This window comes from Mesorhizobium sp. M0478 (genome assembly GCF_040321305.1).
Lineage (GTDB): Bacteria > Pseudomonadota > Alphaproteobacteria > Rhizobiales > Rhizobiaceae > Mesorhizobium.
Map to the genome: position 1 here is coordinate 514,198 of NZ_JAMYRH010000001.1, position 17,471 is coordinate 531,668.

The following is a 17,471-nucleotide window of genomic DNA, read 5'->3' on the forward strand; positions in this document are numbered from 1 at the left end:
AGAAAACTAGTCTTGAAACGGATCGGTCACAAGTATCGTGTCGTCCCGTTCCGGGCTGGTGGAAAGGAGCGCGACGGGTGCCCCGATCAGCTCCTCGATGTAACGGACATATTTGACGGCCTGCGCCGGAAGGTCGTTCCAGCTGCGTGCGCCGGCTGTGGTGCCTTTCCAGCCTTCGAGCGTCTCGTAGACCGGCTCGACACGCGCCTGCGCGCCCTGGCTGGCCGGCAGATAGTCGATCGTTTCGCCATCGAGACGGTAGCCGGTGCAGACCTTGATCTCATCCAGCCCGTCGAGCACGTCGAGTTTGGTCAGGGCGATGCCCTTGATGCCGTTGACGGCGACGGCCTGGCGCACCAGCACGGCGTCGAACCAGCCGCAACGGCGTTTGCGCCCGGTGACGACGCCGAATTCGTGGCCACGCGTACCGAGAAATTCGCCGATCTCGTTCTTCTGCTCGGTCGGGAACGGGCCTTCGCCGACACGCGTCGTATAGGCCTTGGTGATGCCCAGGACATAGCCGATGGCGCCGGGGCCCACCCCCGAGCCGGCGGCTGCCTGGCCGGCAACGGTGTTGGACGAGGTGACGAACGGATAGGTGCCGTGGTCGATGTCGAGCAGCGTGCCTTGCGCGCCCTCGAACAGGATGCGTTCGCCGGCGCGGCGCTTGTCGTCGAGGATTTTCCAGACGCGGTCCATATAGGGCAGGATCTCATCGGCGACCGAGGTCAGCTCGGTCATGATCGCCTCATGCGTGACTTCGCCATGGCCAAGCCCGCGACGCAGCGCATTGTGATGCGTCAGCAGCCTGTCGACCTTGAGGGGCAGCGTTTCCAAATCCGCCAGATCCATCACCCGAACCGCGCGCCGGCCCACCTTGTCTTCATAGGCTGGGCCGATGCCACGACGCGTCGTGCCAATTTTCGTCCCGGAATTGGAGGCGGCGTCCTCGCGGAATCCGTCCAGCTCCCGGTGCAGCGACAGGATAAGCGCGGTGTTTTCGGCTATTTTCAGGCGGTCCGGCGTGACCTCGACGCCTTGCGCCTTGAGTTTTGCCACTTCGGCGACAAAGGCGTGCGGGTCGAAGACGACGCCATTGCCGATGATCGACAGCTTGCCTTGCCGCACCACGCCCGACGGCAGCAGCGACAGTTTGTAGACCTTGCCATCGACGACCAGCGTATGGCCGGCATTGTGGCCGCCCTGGAAGCGCACGACCACGTCGGCGCGCTCCGACAACCAGTCGACGATCTTGCCCTTGCCTTCGTCGCCCCATTGCGAGCCGACGACCACCACATTGGCCATGTTTCTTTTCCCTTGAGATGCCGCCCTGGCGGCCTGGATATGGTTCGAAACGACAGGCCTCTATAGCGTCAAGACCTCGCAAGCGCGACCTTTCTTTGCCGTCGAAAATGCCCTGAGGCACAACAATTTTCGGCTTTGACATCATTTACTTGCGTCGGCGGGGGCAATAGGCCGGCAAACACAACTTCCCAGGCGGCCGGAATCCCGCATGCATCGACGCGCCTACCTGTTCCTGCTGCTGACCACCTTGCTGTGGGGCGGCAATTCCGTCGCCGGCAAGCTGGCGGTCGGTCACGTCTCGCCGATGACGCTGGTCTTCCTGCGCTGGGTGCTGGCCGTCGCGATCCTGCTGCCGATCGGCTGGCGCACGATCAGGGAGGACTGGCCGGTGGTGCGCAAACACTGGTTCGTCCTGGCTGCACTTGGCGCCAGCGGCTTCACTCTGTTCAACACCATTTTCTACACCGCGCTCAACTACACGACGGCGATCAATGTCTCGATCGAACAGGCGGCGATGCCGGTCTTGATCATCATTGCCAATTTCTTCTTCTTCCGCCTGCGCGTGAGATGGGCTCAGATTGCGGGCGTGGTGCTGACCATCTTCGGCGTCATCTTGACTGCCTGCCACGGCGATCCGCGCCGGCTGCTCACATTGGAACTCAATTTCGGCGACGCCATCATGCTGGTCGCGGTCGTCCTCTACAGCGGTTATTCGGTCGGGCTGCGGCTGAAGCCGGTGATGCGCTGGCAGAGCCTGATGTTGTCCCTGGCGATCGCTGCCCTCATCACCTCGCTGCCGTTCTTCCTGTGGGAGGTCGCCGCCGGCAAGGTTATCGTCCCCGATATCAGCGGCTGGGTGGTCATCGTCTATACCGCGATCGGCGCCTCGGTCATTTCGCAGATCACTTACATCAGGGGCAACGAACTGATCGGCGCCAACCGTGCCGGGCTGTTCATCAATCTGGTGCCGATCTTCGGCACGCTGCTGTCAGTGCTGATCGTCGGCGAGACATTCCAGCTCTACCAGGCGCTGGCGCTCGTCCTGGTGCTGGGCGGCATTTCGCTCGCCGAATACAGCGGGCGCAAGATGGCGGCACCGAACCGCCGCGGATAACATTTGGCTGCCGCCGCGCTGCGCCGCCGTCGCGATAACTGCTGCCGCGCGCCGACCTGGAACATTTTACCTCTGGCGGAGTTTGCTTGCGTGGGAGGCAACAAGATGAGCCACAACCCTCGCAGCACAGCAAGCATTGCCGGTCACCCCATTCATCCAATGCTGATTCCGTTTCCGATCGCCTTCTTTGTCGGCACCTTCGTTTGCGATCTGATTTTCTGGCAAACAGCCGATCCCGGGTGGGTCACCGGATCGCTTTGGCTTCTCGGCGCCGGCCTGATCATGGGCGCCTTGGCCGCTCTTACCGGCCTGACGGATGTCCTCGGCGATGTTCAGATCCGCAATCTCACGACGGCATGGCTCCATGCCGGCGGCAACGTGCTCGTCGTGCTGATCGAGCTTTATAACTGGTACTCGCGTTATGTCGGTGGAGCGGCGGCTGTGATCCCGACCGGCTTTATCTTGTCGCTGATCGTGGTGCTGATCCTGCTGTTTACAGGGTGGAAGGGCTGGGAACTGGTCTATCGGCATCGCGTGGGCGTCTCCGACGGCTCAGACGAATTGACCTGAACCGGCCTCTGCGACGGCCGCCCCAATGATGGGGGGAGGACCGCCGCATCCGCCACGCCGTCAACTACATTGCGTTGACGTCGAACTGCAGCCGCTTGGCCGAGTCGATGGACTTGTGCGCCTTGACCTGTTCCAGCACTTTCTCCGGGAACGGCGCGTCGAGATAGAGCAGCGCGATCGCGTCGCCGCCCGGCCGGTTGCGGCCGAGCTGGAAGTTGGCGATGTTGACGCCGTTCTCGCCGCACACCGTGCCGAGCAGGCCGATAATGCCGGGCGCATCGGCATTGGTTGTGTAGAGCATGTGCTGGCCGACCTCGGCGTCGAGATTGATGCCCTTGATCTGGATGAAGCGCGGCTTGCCGTCGGAGAAGCAGGTGCCGGCGATCGAGCGCGTCATGTGCTCGGTCTTCACCGTCAGCTTGATGTAGCCGTCGAACACGCCCGACTTGTCGCGCTTGACCTCGGCGACGATGATGCCGCGCTCCTTCACCATGATCGGCGCCGACACCATATTGACGTCGGCGACCTGCGGCCGGATCAGTCCGGCAAGCGTGGCACTGATCAAGGCACGCGTGTTCATCGTCGCGGTCGAGCCGTCGAACAGGATCTCGACCTCGTTGATCGGGTCCTCGGTGACCTGGCCGACAAAGGCGCCGAGCACTTCGGCGAGCTTGACGAACGGCTTTAGCCGCGGTGCTTCCTCGGCCGTGATCGAGGGCATGTTGATGGCATTCGAAACCGCACCCTTGATCAGATAGTCGGCCATCTGCTCGGCCACCTGGAGCGCGACATTTTCCTGCGCTTCCGCTGTCGAGGCGCCGAGATGCGGCGTTGCCACCACATTCTCCATGCCGAACAGCGCGTTGTTTTCCGCCGGTTCGACCTCGAACACATCGACGCCGGCGCCCGCCACCTTGCCGCTCTTCAGCGCCGCGACCAGGTCGGCTTCGACGATGAGCCCGCCACGCGCGCAATTGATGATGCGCACGCCGTTCTTCATTTTGGCGATCGCCGCCGCGTCGATGATGTTGCGCGTCTTGTCGGTCAGCGGCGTGTGCAGCGTGATGAAATCGGCGCGGGCGAAAAGCTCGTCCAGCTCGACCTTGTCGACGCCGAGTTCCTCGGCGCGCTTGTCCGACAGGAACGGATCGAAGGCGACGACATGCATCTTCAGGCCGACGCCGCGCGTGGCAACGATCGAGCCGATATTGCCGCAGCCGATGACGCCCAGCGTCTTGCCGGTGATCTCGACGCCCATGAAGCGGTTCTTTTCCCATTTGCCGGCATGGGTCGAGGCATTGGCCTCCGGGATCTGCCGGGCGAGTGCAAAGATCATCGCCACCGCATGTTCGGCCGTGGTGATCGAATTGCCGAAGGGCGTGTTCATCACGATGATGCCCTTGCGGCTCGCCGCGGGGATGTCGACATTGTCGACACCGATGCCGGCGCGGCCGACGACCTTGAGTCTTGTCGCTGCGTTGATCAGTTTTTCCGTGACCTTGGTCGCCGAGCGGATGGCAAGGCCATCATACTGGTCGATGACTTCGAGCAGCTTTTCCTTGTCCTTGCCGAGATCGGGCAAATAGTCGACCTCGATGCCGCGGTCCTTGAATATCTGGACGGCGGTGGTGGAGAGTTTGTCAGAGACGAGAACGCGGGGCGCCATGGCGGCCTCCTTGAACTGGATTGTCGGGAAAGGGCGGCCCGCAGGCCACCACGAAATCTCAGGCTGCGGCCTTCAGCGAAGCCTTCTGCGTGGCGAAGGCCCAGTCGAGCCAAGGCAGCAGCGCCTCGAGATCGGATGTCTCGACGGTGGCGCCGCACCAGATGCGCAGGCCGGAAGGTGCATCGCGATAGGATCCGATGTCGTACGCGACGCCTTCCTTGTCGAGCATAGAGACGATCGCCTTGGCGAAAGCCGCCTGCCCGTCGGCGTCGAGCGCCGCGACATCGGCGTCGGTGAAGGACAGACATACGGACGTGTTGGACCGTGTCGCCGCATCGACCGCGAGATGGCCGAGCCAGGACGACTTGTCGACAAAGCCATCGAGCACGGCGGCATTGGCATCGGCTCTGGCAATCAACGCATCGAGACCGCCGATCGACTTCGCCCAATGAAGCGCATCGAGATAGTCCTCGACGCACAGCATCGACGGCGTGTTGATGGTCTCGCCGTTGAAGATGCCTTCGATCAGCTTGCCGCCCGAGGTCAGGCGGAAGATTTTCGGCAGCGGCCACGCCGGCTTGTAGGTTTCCAGTCGCTCGACGGCGCGAGGCGACAGGATCAGCATGCCGTGTGCGCCCTCGCCGCCCAGCACTTTCTGCCAGGAGAAGGTGACGACATCGAGCTTCTGGAAATCGAGCTTTTGCGCGAATGCCGCTGAGGTGGCATCGCAGATGGTCAGGCCCTTGCGATCCGCCGGTATGAAATCGCCATTCGGCACGCGCACGCCTGAGGTCGTGCCGTTCCAGGTGAAGACCACATCGCGGTCGAAATCGATCTTGGTGAGATCCGGCAGTTCGCCATAGCCTGCCTCGATCCTTCTGATATCGGCGAGCTTCAGCTGCTTGACGACATCGGTCACCCAGCCCGAGCCAAAGCTTTCCCATGCCACCATGTCGACACCGCGTTCACCGAGCAGCGACCACAGCGCCATCTCGACAGCACCCGTGTCCGACGCCGGCACGATGCCGATACGGTAATCGGCCGGAACCTGGAGAATCTCGCGCGTCAACTCGATGGCCTGTTCGAGCTTGGTCTTGCCGATCTTGGCGCGGTGCGAACGGCCGAGCGCAGCATTCTTCAGCGCCTCGACCGACCAGCCGGGGCGTTTTGCGCAGGGACCTGAGGAGAAATTGGGGTTTGCCGGACGGAGTCCGGGCTTCGTATGCGTCGTCATCGTGGTCTATCCTTCCAGATAGTGGCCCCTCGTTGGGGAGGGGTGGCCCACGGACGGCGATATGCGTTCAGCCCTCAGGCGTCAAGAGGAAAGTTTTTGTCGCTGACAAGATAGAAGCAGTCCGGGATCAGGATTTGGTGAGCCCAAACGCAAACGGCGGATCGAAGAGATCCGCCGTCGGGTTTCGTATCTGCAGCCAGCCTACCAGAGGTCGTAGCGCAGCCCGAGCTTGACCGTCTGATAATTGATGCCCTTGTGGATGTTGAAGGCGCCGCTGTCATAAGCGACGTATTTGGCGCCCGGCACCGAGAAATATTCGTAGCCAAGGTCAACCGACACGTTCTTGGCCACCTGATAGGAAAGACCGCCCCCGATCGAATAGGCAAGGTTGAATTTGCCCTCCTTATCCGTTGCACCCTCGTAACCGGCCGGATCATCACAAGAGAACCCGCCCGTGCCGGACGAATTGGGGGCCACTTCCACGCAATCCTTCGCCCCAATGCTCCTGTAATATTTATTGTATGCGACACCGACCCCTCCGCCAAGATATGGAGTGATTCCAACATAGGTGCCGAGATCGACATAGCCATTGGCCATGATGCTGTAGCCTTTGTTGGAAGCATTGTCGGAAAGATCGCATGCCTGCGTAGCCGCGACGGAATTGATGGTGCCAAAACCGTCGTCCACAAGCGTATGGCCGTCGCAAGTGGCTGCCAACTTGGCGTGTTCCCCGAATTTGTCGGTCGGAAGAATCCCGCCGTTCAGCTCGACCCGAAGATAGTCGTTGACATGATACCCCATACCGAAACTGCCTGTGAAAAGGCTGCTCTCATCGGTAAAGCTGTTAAGCGGGCCGGTTGTCGCTTCCTCATGCTCGAAGGGATGGCTGAACGCGTAGCCGACATCGCCGCGCAGATACCAGCCCGAGCCGACCTCGACCGGTTGATAGTCCGGCGCCTGATCGACATAGATCGGCGGATCGTAGTCCGCGGCTTGCGCCGGCGTCAGCAGCGCAAGCGCGAGTGCGGCAAGTGCCGGCGCTGTCAGCAATTTGAAATTCATGGGTCCCCGGCTCCTGAAATTGGCGCTCTTCATTTTGATCGCAAGCGCCGTTTCAGTAGGCATTGTTAACCATAGTGGTTAAGTGCGGGTTAAGGATAACGCGACGTTACCGATTTGATTTCGATAGGCTTTCTCTCCGCACGCCGCGGCCTGGAAGTGCACCGCAATCGGCAAACAAAAACCGCCCGGCATGGCCGGGCGGTTCGCAAATTCCTGGATTTCGAAGCGACTACTTGGTGTAGACCGGCTCCGGTTCGGGAACGTAGGGCTCCGGCGGCGGGGCGCAGTCCGACCGGCCGAACTGGTAGCGCAGGCCGCCGCGCACTTCGTGCACGTTGATGCCGCGATCGAAGCCCGGGCCGACATCGCTGTCGGAGGCGTAGTTGAACATCTTGCCACCATTGATGTGGCTGTAGCGATAGCCGAGATCGAGCTTGACCCGGTCGGTCAGGCAGTAGGAGGCGCCGGCCATGAGGGCATAGGCAAAGCGCCAGCCCTTGCCGCCGCTGTGCTCGAAGGAGCCATCGAGATCGGTATTGTGCAGCGTATCCCACTTGACCCAGGCACCACCGATGCCGGCGCCGACATAGGGCGTCACGCCGTGCCAGGTGCCGATATCGACATAGGCATTGGCCAGGAGCAGCATCGCCGAATAGGACGATGTGTCGACGGAGGTACAAGCTATGCCGCCGCCGCAGAAACCATTGGTCGAGCCGCGGAAATTGGACTTGCCCATCCAGTCGAAGGTCAGATCGGTGCGGAAGTACCGGTTGACCTGGTAACCGACACCGGCGCCGGCCGAAAAGGAACTCTTCAACTTGCCGGAGGCGAACGAACCGGGGAGTTGGGGCGGTGCCGGGCTGTAGGTGGTGTAGTCACCACCGCGGAACTTCGACCAGTGATAGTCGATATCGCCGCGGATGTACCAGCCGCCGAAATCGGCCGGCTGTTCATAGGCGATCGGCGCCGGCGCCTCTTCGACCACTGGCGGCTCCGCCAGATCGGCGGCGAATACTGGCCCGGCCACGCCTGCGAACAGCGCGGCAAGGAAAGCCATTTTTGCTGCATTGAACATGTTTGTCACCCCTGAGAACCCGTCGGAACTTTGAATCCGCTCGAATGTGTTTGACCTCAGTTGTGGATAATGAATTGCAAAAGTTAAAAGGCGTTTAACCCTGTCGATTAACCACGAATTCTCGACATTTTAGCAAACGGCCTCCGCCGCCATGACGCTGGGACCAACCCTGGCCGAAACAAAAAGCCCGCCTGCAGGCGGGCTTGAAGTCTTGAGCCGGCAGTTCGCCCCTCCCGTCGGAGGCAGCGCAATCAGGCGGCGCTGCGCGTTTCCGAGATGATGTCGACGATGTCGTTGACCACGGCCTCGACCAGCTGTGGGTCGTCGCCCTCGGCCATGACGCGGATCAGCGGCTCGGTGCCCGAGGGCCGGATAACCAGGCGGCCGGCCTTGCCTAGACGGTTGCGCGCATCTTCGATCGCCGCCTTGACCAAGGCTTCTTCAAGCGGCTTGCCGCCGGCGATGCGGACATTCTTCAACAGTTGCGGCACCGGCTCGAATTTCTTCGACAATTCGCTGACCGGCCGGTTCTGCCGCTTGATGCAGGCCAGCACCTGCAGCGCCGAGACCAGCCCGTCGCCAGTGGTCGAGAAATCGGACAGCACAATGTGGCCCGACTGCTCGCCGCCGACATTCAACCCGTGCGCGCGCATATGCTCAACGACATAGCGGTCGCCGACCTTGGTGCGATGCAGCTGCAGCTTCATGTCGCCAAGGAAGCGTTCGAGGCCGAGATTGGACATCACCGTCGAGACGACGCCGCCGCCGGCCAGTCGCCCGCTCTGGTGCCAGGACTCGGCGATCAGCGCCATGATCTGGTCACCGTCGACGATGGTGCCGTTCTCGTCGACGATGACGACACGGTCGGCATCGCCGTCGAGTGCGATGCCGATATCGGCGCGCACTTCATGCACCTTCTTCTGCAGGCCGGCCGGATGGGTCGAGCCGCATTCCTTGTTGATGTTGAAACCGTTCGGATCGACATTGATGGCAATGACCTCGGCGCCCAGTTCCCAAAGTGCGGCGGGCGCCACCTTGTAGGCTGCGCCATTGGCGCAATCGACGACGATCCTGAGACCCGACAGCGACATCGAGCGCGGCAGCGTGCGCTTGGCGAATTCGATGTAGCGGTCATGCACGCCGTCGACGCGCTTGGCGCGGCCGAGCCCGTCGGAATCGGCGAGCGCCAGTTCGATATCCTTGTCGAGCATGCTCTCGATGCGCTCCTCGATCTCGTCGGAGAGCTTGTAGCCATCGGGACCGAACAGCTTGATGCCGTTGTCGTAATAAGGGTTGTGCGAGGCCGAGATCATGACGCCGATATCGGCGCGCAGCGAGCGCACCAGCATGGCGACCGCCGGTGTCGGGATCGGGCCGAGCAGGAACACATCCATGCCGGCCGCGCACAGGCCGGACACCATGGCGTTTTCGATCATGTAGCCGGACAGCCTGGTGTCCTTGCCGAGCACGACGCGGTGGCGATGGCTGCCGCGCTGGAACGACAGGCCGGCGGCCATGCCGACCCGCATCGCGATCTCAGCCGTCATCGGAAACTTGTTGGCGCGCCCGCGAATGCCGTCGGTGCCAAAATAACGTCCTGCCATGCTTGCCAGAATCCCCGTCGGTTTTCAGCCGGCTCGTAATGCCACAATTGGTCCGAGCCCGACTATCACATTGTGTGATTGTATATTACCAATTCTTAGAAAATCATTGTAGCAGGCTGTTCGGAGCGTTGGCAGCGTATCATGACACGGTGTTGCCGCAATATAGCATTCACACTGGGCCACACTGCGCAGATTGGGCCGGTAAGCCGGACTGTTGGAGCGGCAGATCGCAAGGGTCCATCACCTTATCGGGAGAACGCCGTTTAGCATCTGGCGCAGCCTAGCGTTGAGAGCTATTGATTGACACAGGTACAACCTATGGGCACAGCAACGGGAGAACGCCATGCTCATCCACCGACTTGCAACTTTGACGGGTCTTGCCGTCGCAACCTTGTTCATGGCGGCGCCCGCCAGCGCGCTGACCATGGCCCAGTGTAGTACCAAGTATAATGCCGCCAAGGACGCCGGCACGCTGAACGGGCAGACCTGGAATCAGTATCGGAAGGCCGAGTGCGGCACCGACGCGGCGGCCACCACCGAGACCGCAAAGCCGGCGGCCAAGAAGGCCGCTGCGGCCAAGACGGACACGACCAAGGCCGCCGCCGCTGCTGATGACGGCGCCAAGGGTCTGACGGCCAAGGAATGCAGCGCTAAATACCAGGCTGCCAAGGCCGCCGGTACGCTCAATGGCGCAAAGTGGAACGACTTCCGCAAGACCGAATGCGCCGCCGGCGCATCCGCCGCGGCAGAACCCGCCAAGGCCACGACCAAGGCCGCAGCCACAACCGACGATGGCGCCAAGGGCCTGACGGCCAAGGAATGCAGCACCAAGTACCAGGCGGCAAAGGCCGCCGGTACGCTCAATGGCGCAAAGTGGAACGACTTCCGCAAGACCGAATGCGCCGCCGGGGCCTCGGCCGCGGCAGCACCCGCCAAGGCAACCACCAAGGCAGCTGCCGACAGCAGCGGCAAGGGCCTGAGCATGGCCGATTGCAGCGCCAAGTACCAGGCTGCCAAGTCTGCCAATACTCTGGGCGGCAAGAAGTGGAACGACTTCCGCAAGGCCGAATGCGGCGCAGGCGCAGATGACGACGACACCGTGCCCGCTCCGAGCGAGGCGACCTATACCAGCGAGCCCGAGAAGCCCTCGGTCACCGCTCCCAAGGGCGTGAAGTTCCCGGCCGCGATCTCGAAGAAATACGCCGGCGAGACGCCGGCCAAGGGCCGCATGCACACCTGCCTCGAACTCTACTACGCCAATAAGGATGCCAACACGCTGAATGGCCTGCGCTGGATCCAGAAGGGCGGCGGCTTCTACAGCCTCTGCAATGCCAAGCTGAAGAGCTGATCGCGTAGCCATATTCTCCAGACAGAGGCCCGCGCATCGCAGCATGCGCGGGCCTTTTTGTTGCGCTCGAACACACCCGGAGTTGCTCGCGTCTACATACCGCGGAAGCTGTCGGCATCATCTATCGCCCACACTGCCCACCGCCAGACATATCGGTGGTTCGCAAGATTCCAATTGAACATATGTAGAACAAATGGTATACAAAAGGACATCGAACTTTTGTCAACCAGGAGGGTCTTATGTCCAGATTGAAATTGGCGGCATTCGCTGTGACGGTATGGATTGCTTGGAGCGTCGCCCCTGCAAGCGCACTGACGATGAAGGAATGCGGCGAGGCCTATCGCACAGCCAAGGAAGGCGGCACTCTGAACGGCATGGATTGGACCGCTTTCCGCACCGAGAAATGCGCGACGTCAGCTGCGGAGAGTGCCAGTACGGATGCGGTCAAAACCCAGCCGCAGCCGGAGAAGGAAGCCAGCGCGGGGATCGCCCCCGCTGTAGCGCCGACGGGCGTGACATTCCCGACCACCCTCGCCGCCGAATTCAAGACCGAGAAGCCCTCGAAGGCGCGGATGAAGACCTGCCTGCAGGGCTACCACGGCAACAAGGACGCGGGTACGTTGAACGGCCTTCGCTGGATCCAGAAGGGCGGCGGCTATTACAGCCTCTGCAACGCCAAGCTGAAGAGCTGATCGACCAGCAGCGTTTGAAGATCGAAGGCCCCCAACCGCAAGGTTGGCGGGCCTTCTCTCGGGTCTTGCCCCGTCAAGCGCCTTGTTTCGAGAGCTGGAGCAGTGCGACCAGGCTTGTAAGATCGGCATTGGCCTGGCCGGCAGCCACCCCGCGCTTCATCAGGCTTTGCATCGGCAGGACGAGTTCGGTGCTGACATCAGCCGACCTGCTGGCATCGATGAGATTGACGTAGGCATCAGCCTGCATGCCCAGATTGGAAACGACATTGCTGGTGTGATCGCCACTGTCGATCTGTTCGGCCCACTTCGGCAGCAGGCCTTGCATCGACTGAAGCCAGGAGGCCAGCAGCGGCATGAACTCGCCGGCCGGGATTCCTGCTGCGCCCGTCAATGCCAACGCCTGCAGAACGCCCGCGAACATGCCGTACATGCCGGTCAGAAGCGAGATATCATAGAGCGGCGCGAGGCCAGCATCCTCACCGAGGAATTTGCTGGTGCCGAGCGCTCCGAGCTGCCCCGAACAGGCATCGAACGCCTGGCGCGAACCGCTGTAGAGAATCAGTGCGTGCGGCCCGCCGATCATCGGCGGCACCGCCATGATGCCGCCGTCGATATAGCTGGCGCCTTGGCTCACCGCCCAGCCCGACATCGCCCGCGCCTGCTCGGGCGTGCCGTTGGTGAGATTGACCAATGTGCGGCCCGACAGCGCCTCTCGGCTTGGGCCGAGCACCTCACGAACGGTGTCATAGACAAGCAGGCACGCCACGATCAGTGGACTCGATCTGACGGCTTCCTCGACACTCTTGGCCACAATGGCGCCCTTGGCTGCCAAAGCCTCAGCCCTTGCCGGAGAACGGTTCCACACCGTCACCGCATGTCCCTGGTTCAGAAAGGCTTCGGCAAGCGCCGTGCCCATGGCGCCGAGACCGATCACTGTTATGTCGCTCATTCTGCTTCTCCTTGGTTTGGTTGCGCGGTTACGCCGGTGTCGGGCTCAGGTCCTGGCCAAGGCCACCGTCCACGGTCAGCCGCGCGCCCGTGGTGAAGGTCGCGTCGAACGCCAGGAACAGCACTGCGCGCGCCACCTCCTCCATCGTGCCGTGGCGCCTCATCGGCGTGACCGCGTCGCCGATCGCCATGAAGGCGGCCCGCTCCTCGGCCGACGCGTCGGCCACACCCATCGTCGGCGTATCGATGAAACCAGGGCTGACCACATTCACGCGGATCCGGCGCGGCAGAAGCTCGGCGGCCAGGACCTTGGCGAAGGCGCGCAGTGCCGCCTTCGATCCGGAATAGACGCTCATGCCGCCAGTGCCGGATTCGTCGGCGATCGACGAGGTGAAGACTATGGCGCCACCATCCCTGATGAGGGGCAGCAGGCGCTGCGCGGTGAAGAAAGCGCCTTTGGTGTTGATGTCGAAGGTGCGATCGTAACTGTCCTCGGTGACCCGCTCGACGGGTTCGAGATTGGCCACCCCGGCATTGACGTGAAGGAAGTCGATCTGGCCAAGCTTCTGCCCCACTTCGGCACCGAGCGTGACGATATCGGCCATGTCTGAGATATCGGACCGCACGACATGAGCTCGCGAAAACAGCTTGACTCGCGCGGCCTCGATGTTGCGCTGGTCGCGGCCGGTGACCAGGACCTCGGCGCCGCTTTCGATCAGGGCTTCGGCAACGGCGAGCCCCATGCCGTGCGTCCCGCCGATGACAACGGCCTTCTTGTTTGCGTATCGTGTCATGATCCATCCCTTTTTGACAAAATCCGGCCGCCGACGGCCTTTGCAGGTCGAAGCGAGGTACCGATATGATGTTGTGGTGTTCGCCGATGCCGGCGAGCTGGTTTGAAGCTATGGACCGGCTTGGTTTTTCTCAAGTACCGACAAAAATGTAAGCTACCCACCGATTGCTCAGAATTGGATGAAACATGGGAAAGAAACAGCCAGATAGTTGCGGATTGGGGCCGGCGCTGGAGGTCATCAGCGGCAAATGGAAGGCGCTACTGCTCTGGCAGATTCACAAGGCGCCGGCACGATTCGGTGAGCTGAAGCGGCTGGTGCCTGACATCAGCGAAAAGATGCTGATCCAACAGCTGCGCGAAATGGAGGCCGACGGCATCGTCCATCGCGAAATCTTTCCCGAGGTGCCGCCGAGGGTCGAATACTCGATTACCGAATTCGGCATCGAGCTGGACAATGCCCTGATCCCGCTGGCCAGATGGGGCAAGCAACATGCTGGCCGGACTGACGGTGTGCGCCCCGGCAAAGCAAATGCATCCGTCCCGCATGCTATTTGAGAGACCCTGAATAGCAAAACGCCGCGGATTGAGCCGCGGCGTTTTCTTGCATCAAGTGATGTCAGCTCAGCTCGACGGCTGAGGCTCCATGCCGCCTTCGGGCTCGGGACCCTTCTTGCGGCGGCCGGACTTCGGCACAGCCGAGCCGCGGCTTGTGGGGGTGTCATCCCCCAAATCTCGCGCGGGCTTCTGCCCGGCGATCAGCTGCTTGATCTCTTCGCCCGAAAGCGTCTCGTATTCGAGCAGGCCCTGCGCCAGAGCGATCCATTCCTTCTTCTTCTTGGTCAGAATGGACTTGGCCGTGACATAGGCCTCGTCGATCAGCCGGCGCACTTCGGCGTCGATGATCTGCGCGGTCTCTTCCGAGACGTTCTGCGTGCGCGCCACCGAATGGCCGAGGAAAACCTCTTCCTGGTTGTCGCCATAGGCGACATGGCCGAGCTTGTCGGAGAAGCCCCAGCGCGTGACCATGGCGCGCGCCAGCTTTGTCGCCTGCTCGATGTCCGAAGAGGCGCCGGAGGTGATGTTCTCCTTGCCGAACTTGAACTCCTCTGCGACGCGGCCGCCCATCATGATGGCAAGCCGCGAGATCATGTATTTGTAGCTCATCGAATAGCGATCGCCTTCCGGCAGCTGCATGACCATGCCGAGCGCGCGACCGCGCGGGATGATGGTCGCCTTGTGCAGCGGATCGGCCGACGGCACGTTGAGCGCCAGGATGGCGTGGCCGGCCTCGTGATAGGCCGTGAGTTCCTTTTCGGCCTGGGTCATGGCCGACGAGCGGCGCTCGGCGCCCATCATGATCTTGTCTTTGGCGTCCTCGAACTCGGCCATGGTGACAAGTCGCTTGTTGCGGCGCGCCGCCATCAGAGCGGATTCATTGACCAGGTTCATCAGGTCGGCGCCCGAGAAGCCCGGCGTGCCGCGTGCGATCACCTTGAGGTCGACATTCGGCGCCAGCGGCACGTTGCGCACATGCACCTTGAGGATCTTCTCGCGGCCGACGATGTCGGGGTTCGGCACCACCACCTGGCGGTCGAAACGGCCCGGACGCAGCAGCGCCGGGTCGAGCACGTCGGGCCGGTTGGTGGCGGCGATCAGGATGATGCTCTCGTTGGACTCGAAGCCGTCCATCTCGACCAGCAGCTGGTTCAGCGTCTGTTCGCGCTCATCATTGCCACCGCCGAGGCCGGCGCCGCGATGGCGGCCGACAGCGTCGATTTCGTCGATGAAGATGATGCAGGGAGCATTCTTCTTGGCCTGGTCGAACATGTCGCGGACACGGCTTGCGCCGACGCCGACGAACATCTCGACGAAGTCGGAACCCGAAATGGTAAAGAACGGCACATTGGCCTCGCCGGCGACGGAGCGGGCGAGCAGCGTCTTGCCGGTGCCGGGAGGTCCGACCAGAAGCACGCCGCGCGGGATCTTGCCGCCGAGGCGCTGGAACTTCTGCGGATCGCGCAGGAACTCGACGATCTCTTCCAGATCTTCCTTGGCCTCGTCGACGCCGGCGACATCCTGGAAGGTGACGCGGCCATGCGCCTCAGTGAGAAGCTTGGCCTTCGACTTGCCGAAACCCATGGCGCGGCCGGAGCCGGACTGCATCTGGCGCATGAAGAATATCCACACGCCAAGGATCAGGATCATCGGCAGGTAGGAGATCAGATAGCTGAACAGCGAGTTGGAACCGTCCGACTCAGGCCGCGCATTGATGGTGACGTTCTTGTCCTGCAGCCGCGAGACCAGCTGCGGATCGCCAGGCGAATAGGTCTGGAAGCCATTGGCGTTGTCGGCGTAGGTGCCCGTGATGCGGGCGCCGGCGATGACCACCGTCTTGACCCGGCCGGCCGCGACCTCTTGCAGGAACTGCGAATAGGGAACGTCGGTCGAGGCCCCGCGAGTCTGCGGCGTCTGGAACAGATTGAAGAGAGCAATGAGCAGGACCGCTATGATCGCCCAGAGCGCGAGATTGCGATAATTCGGATTCATCAATTGTCCCGTTGGTGCCCGCTGGGACACGCGTCATGAGAGGAAACTTGCGCCTAACATAGGGAGAGCGCCCCCCCTTGCCAAGCATAACAGCACGTCTGGGTTAAGCTTTCGCGCCATGATCAACCGGCACTGTGGCGGCCAAAGGGCAAGCCGGAACAGGCGGTGCGCCGATCAACTCGGCGACGGGCTGCGCCAACACCAGATCGAAGCAAGGCAGGAAACGGGCAAAGGGGGCAGCGGCGGGGCTGACCGCGATTGCCGCCGCCGCCGCTACATCCCCTGCAAAACCACGGCATTCGCCGCCGCGCCACAGCGCCGGTTCCGCAGCCAGGGCGGCGCGCACAAGGCTTGGCGGCGCGCCATCCCCGGCAATCGGCGTTTTGGCGGCGGCAGCGGCGCCAAGCGGCGCGATCAACCATGCACCCGGACTGTCGTCCAATGTGATCGCCCCGGCTTCGATGTGTGGCGTGATCCGCCGGCGACCGTCCCAAAGCAGAGTGCCAGCTACCGGCGCGGGACGCGGCAGGTCGCGCGATTCACGGCGCAGGAAGATGCCGTTTCGCCTGATATCGACGACCGCCCGCGACAATGTGGCGCAAAGCCGACCGGCCCGCATTTGCTCGAACAGCGCTTCGCTGCGCGCCTGGTCCGGCAACAAGGCGGTGCCGCCCGTCACCGCCAGCAGAACACGCAGCGCATAGACCGCGGCTTGCGTGTCATCCGCTTCCGCCAAACCGAGATCGAGACGGATGAGACCCCTCGCCGGCCGGCTGGCAAATTCACCGATCAGGGCGGCGGCGCGGCGACCGAGTTCCTCGCGATCGCCGGCAGCCCGCCCAGCCAGGCCGATTGCCTCGGCAAAACGCTGCCCGCTCCGGTCTTCGCCGAGCACGGCCCGGATGCGCGGGCGTTCGAAATTCGTGTCGATGTTGGTCGGATCCTCCGCCCAGCCGACATGTTCGCGCTGCAGGAAGGCGCGCAACGCCGCGCGCCGTACGCCGAGCAGCGGCCGCGCGATCCAGATCCGCCAGTCATAGAGGGTGGCCGGCGCCATGCCGGCGAGACCTCGGCCTGCAAGCTCTCGCCCGTCATTCCGCGCGACTCGCATCAGGACGGTCTCGGCCTGGTCGTCGGCGGTGTGGCCGGTCACGATCACACCGATGCCTTGCGCCTGCGCTGCCTCGGCCAGCAACCGGTAGCGCGCCTCGCGCGCCGCCGCGGGCAGGCCGGCCGACGGCTTGGCGCCGGACCAGTTGAGCGTCCGGTGCGCGATGCCGCGCTCGGCACAAAGCTTTGCCACGCTGCGCGCTTCGACTGCTGCTTCCGGACGCAGGCCGTGGTCGATCGTCACCGCCAGCAGCCGGGCTGTCGGGGCGCTGCGGTCGAGGTGAGCCTTGAGGAGAAGAAGGAGGGCGGTCGAGTCGCTGCCGCCGGACACGGCCGCAAGCGCGCCGTTGGTAAAGTCGATCTGCGAAAAATTCGAAAGGTCAGGCTCGGTATCGAGCATCAA

The 17,471-nt window shown here is 62.7% G+C and carries 15 protein-coding genes; 5 read left to right on the top strand and 10 right to left on the bottom strand.

The features are described from left to right. Positions 1–6: 6 nt before the first annotated feature. Positions 7–1,305 carry an adenylosuccinate synthase gene (locus tag NKI64_RS02515; protein ID WP_023684197.1) on the bottom strand — a complete coding sequence of 433 codons (1,299 nt, stop codon included), beginning with the start codon at positions 1,303–1,305 and terminating at the stop codon, positions 7–9. Between the two features lie 208 nt (positions 1,306–1,513). Between NKI64_RS02515 and NKI64_RS02520 the strand changes: the two genes are divergently transcribed. Together NKI64_RS02520 and NKI64_RS02525 are read left to right on the top strand one after the other, a co-directional pair. Further along, positions 1,514–2,419 (top strand): DMT family transporter, encoded by a 906-nt coding sequence (locus NKI64_RS02520; RefSeq protein WP_352666386.1) that lies wholly within the window; start codon positions 1,514–1,516, stop codon positions 2,417–2,419. Between the two features lie 105 nt (positions 2,420–2,524). After that, a complete protein-coding gene (locus NKI64_RS02525; protein ID WP_023755561.1) occupies positions 2,525–2,989 on the top strand; it encodes a DUF2231 domain-containing protein in 465 nt (154 codons plus the stop codon). Between the two features lie 64 nt (positions 2,990–3,053). Here NKI64_RS02525 and serA read toward each other — a convergent pair whose 3' ends face one another. From serA to glmM, 5 genes are all read right to left on the bottom strand, one after another. Continuing rightward, entirely contained in the window at positions 3,054–4,655 is a 1,602-nt protein-coding gene (gene serA, locus NKI64_RS02530) for a phosphoglycerate dehydrogenase (protein WP_023726192.1), read from the bottom strand. 58 nt (positions 4,656–4,713) lie between these two features. Next, positions 4,714–5,889 carry a phosphoserine transaminase gene (locus NKI64_RS02535; protein ID WP_023726191.1) on the bottom strand — a complete coding sequence of 392 codons (1,176 nt, stop codon included), beginning with the start codon at positions 5,887–5,889 and terminating at the stop codon, positions 4,714–4,716. 201 nt (positions 5,890–6,090) lie between these two features. Next, complete coding sequence (locus tag NKI64_RS02540; protein ID WP_023694608.1) at positions 6,091–6,951, bottom strand: outer membrane protein; 861 nt, start codon at positions 6,949–6,951, stop codon at positions 6,091–6,093. A 229-nt stretch (positions 6,952–7,180) separates the two neighbouring features. Then, positions 7,181–8,026 carry an outer membrane protein gene (locus NKI64_RS02545; RefSeq protein WP_023673590.1) on the bottom strand — a complete coding sequence of 282 codons (846 nt, stop codon included), beginning with the start codon at positions 8,024–8,026 and terminating at the stop codon, positions 7,181–7,183. A 251-nt stretch (positions 8,027–8,277) separates the two neighbouring features. Beyond that, a complete protein-coding gene (gene glmM, locus NKI64_RS02550) occupies positions 8,278–9,630 on the bottom strand; it encodes a phosphoglucosamine mutase (RefSeq protein WP_023704880.1) in 1,353 nt (450 codons plus the stop codon). Between the two features lie 343 nt (positions 9,631–9,973). Between glmM and NKI64_RS02555 the strand changes: the two genes are divergently transcribed. Together NKI64_RS02555 and NKI64_RS02560 are read left to right on the top strand one after the other, a co-directional pair. After that, positions 9,974–10,978: a hypothetical protein gene (locus tag NKI64_RS02555; protein ID WP_023755560.1), complete on the top strand. Its 1,005-nt coding sequence runs from the start codon at positions 9,974–9,976 to the stop codon at positions 10,976–10,978. A gap of 239 nt (positions 10,979–11,217) precedes the next feature. Next, complete coding sequence (locus NKI64_RS02560) at positions 11,218–11,670, top strand: hypothetical protein (protein WP_023726188.1); 453 nt, start codon at positions 11,218–11,220, stop codon at positions 11,668–11,670. A gap of 73 nt (positions 11,671–11,743) precedes the next feature. Here NKI64_RS02560 and NKI64_RS02565 read toward each other — a convergent pair whose 3' ends face one another. After that, on the bottom strand, positions 11,744–12,619 hold the full coding sequence (locus NKI64_RS02565) for an NAD(P)-dependent oxidoreductase (RefSeq protein WP_023726187.1): 876 nt from the start codon (positions 12,617–12,619) through the stop codon (positions 11,744–11,746). A 28-nt stretch (positions 12,620–12,647) separates the two neighbouring features. After that, positions 12,648–13,412 (bottom strand): SDR family oxidoreductase, encoded by a 765-nt coding sequence (locus NKI64_RS02570; protein WP_023726186.1) that lies wholly within the window; start codon positions 13,410–13,412, stop codon positions 12,648–12,650. A 185-nt stretch (positions 13,413–13,597) separates the two neighbouring features. On the opposite strand from NKI64_RS02570, the gene NKI64_RS02575 reads away from it, so the two are divergent. Then, on the top strand, positions 13,598–13,966 hold the full coding sequence (locus tag NKI64_RS02575; protein WP_023726185.1) for a winged helix-turn-helix transcriptional regulator: 369 nt from the start codon (positions 13,598–13,600) through the stop codon (positions 13,964–13,966). A gap of 66 nt (positions 13,967–14,032) precedes the next feature. Here NKI64_RS02575 and ftsH read toward each other — a convergent pair whose 3' ends face one another. Together ftsH and tilS are read right to left on the bottom strand one after the other, a co-directional pair. Continuing rightward, complete coding sequence (gene ftsH / locus NKI64_RS02580) at positions 14,033–15,958, bottom strand: ATP-dependent zinc metalloprotease FtsH (protein ID WP_023673598.1); 1,926 nt, start codon at positions 15,956–15,958, stop codon at positions 14,033–14,035. A 103-nt stretch (positions 15,959–16,061) separates the two neighbouring features. Then, positions 16,062–17,468: a tRNA lysidine(34) synthetase TilS gene (gene tilS, locus NKI64_RS02585; RefSeq protein ID WP_023824258.1), complete on the bottom strand. Its 1,407-nt coding sequence runs from the start codon at positions 17,466–17,468 to the stop codon at positions 16,062–16,064. Between the last annotated feature and the right edge of the window lie 3 nt (positions 17,469–17,471).

Bases quoted from the DNA above. Each gene is read 5' to 3' on its own strand.
- NKI64_RS02515 (WP_023684197.1), bottom strand. From the start codon at position 1,305: ATGGCCAATGTGGTGGTCGTCGGCTCGCAATGGGGCGACGAAGGCAAG.
- NKI64_RS02520 (WP_352666386.1), top strand. From the start codon at position 1,514: ATGCATCGACGCGCCTACCTGTTCCTGCTGCTGACCACCTTGCTGTGG.
- NKI64_RS02525 (WP_023755561.1), top strand. From the start codon at position 2,525: ATGAGCCACAACCCTCGCAGCACAGCAAGCATTGCCGGTCACCCCATT.
- serA (WP_023726192.1), bottom strand. From the start codon at position 4,655: ATGGCGCCCCGCGTTCTCGTCTCTGACAAACTCTCCACCACCGCCGTC.
- NKI64_RS02535 (WP_023726191.1), bottom strand. From the start codon at position 5,889: ATGACGACGCATACGAAGCCCGGACTCCGTCCGGCAAACCCCAATTTC.
- NKI64_RS02540 (WP_023694608.1), bottom strand. From the start codon at position 6,951: ATGAATTTCAAATTGCTGACAGCGCCGGCACTTGCCGCACTCGCGCTT.
- NKI64_RS02545 (WP_023673590.1), bottom strand. From the start codon at position 8,026: ATGTTCAATGCAGCAAAAATGGCTTTCCTTGCCGCGCTGTTCGCAGGC.
- glmM (WP_023704880.1), bottom strand. From the start codon at position 9,630: ATGGCAGGACGTTATTTTGGCACCGACGGCATTCGCGGGCGCGCCAAC.
- NKI64_RS02555 (WP_023755560.1), top strand. From the start codon at position 9,974: ATGCTCATCCACCGACTTGCAACTTTGACGGGTCTTGCCGTCGCAACC.
- NKI64_RS02560 (WP_023726188.1), top strand. From the start codon at position 11,218: ATGTCCAGATTGAAATTGGCGGCATTCGCTGTGACGGTATGGATTGCT.
- NKI64_RS02565 (WP_023726187.1), bottom strand. From the start codon at position 12,619: ATGAGCGACATAACAGTGATCGGTCTCGGCGCCATGGGCACGGCGCTT.
- NKI64_RS02570 (WP_023726186.1), bottom strand. From the start codon at position 13,412: ATGACACGATACGCAAACAAGAAGGCCGTTGTCATCGGCGGGACGCAC.
- NKI64_RS02575 (WP_023726185.1), top strand. From the start codon at position 13,598: ATGGGAAAGAAACAGCCAGATAGTTGCGGATTGGGGCCGGCGCTGGAG.
- ftsH (WP_023673598.1), bottom strand. From the start codon at position 15,958: ATGAATCCGAATTATCGCAATCTCGCGCTCTGGGCGATCATAGCGGTC.
- tilS (WP_023824258.1), bottom strand. From the start codon at position 17,468: ATGCTCGATACCGAGCCTGACCTTTCGAATTTTTCGCAGATCGACTTT.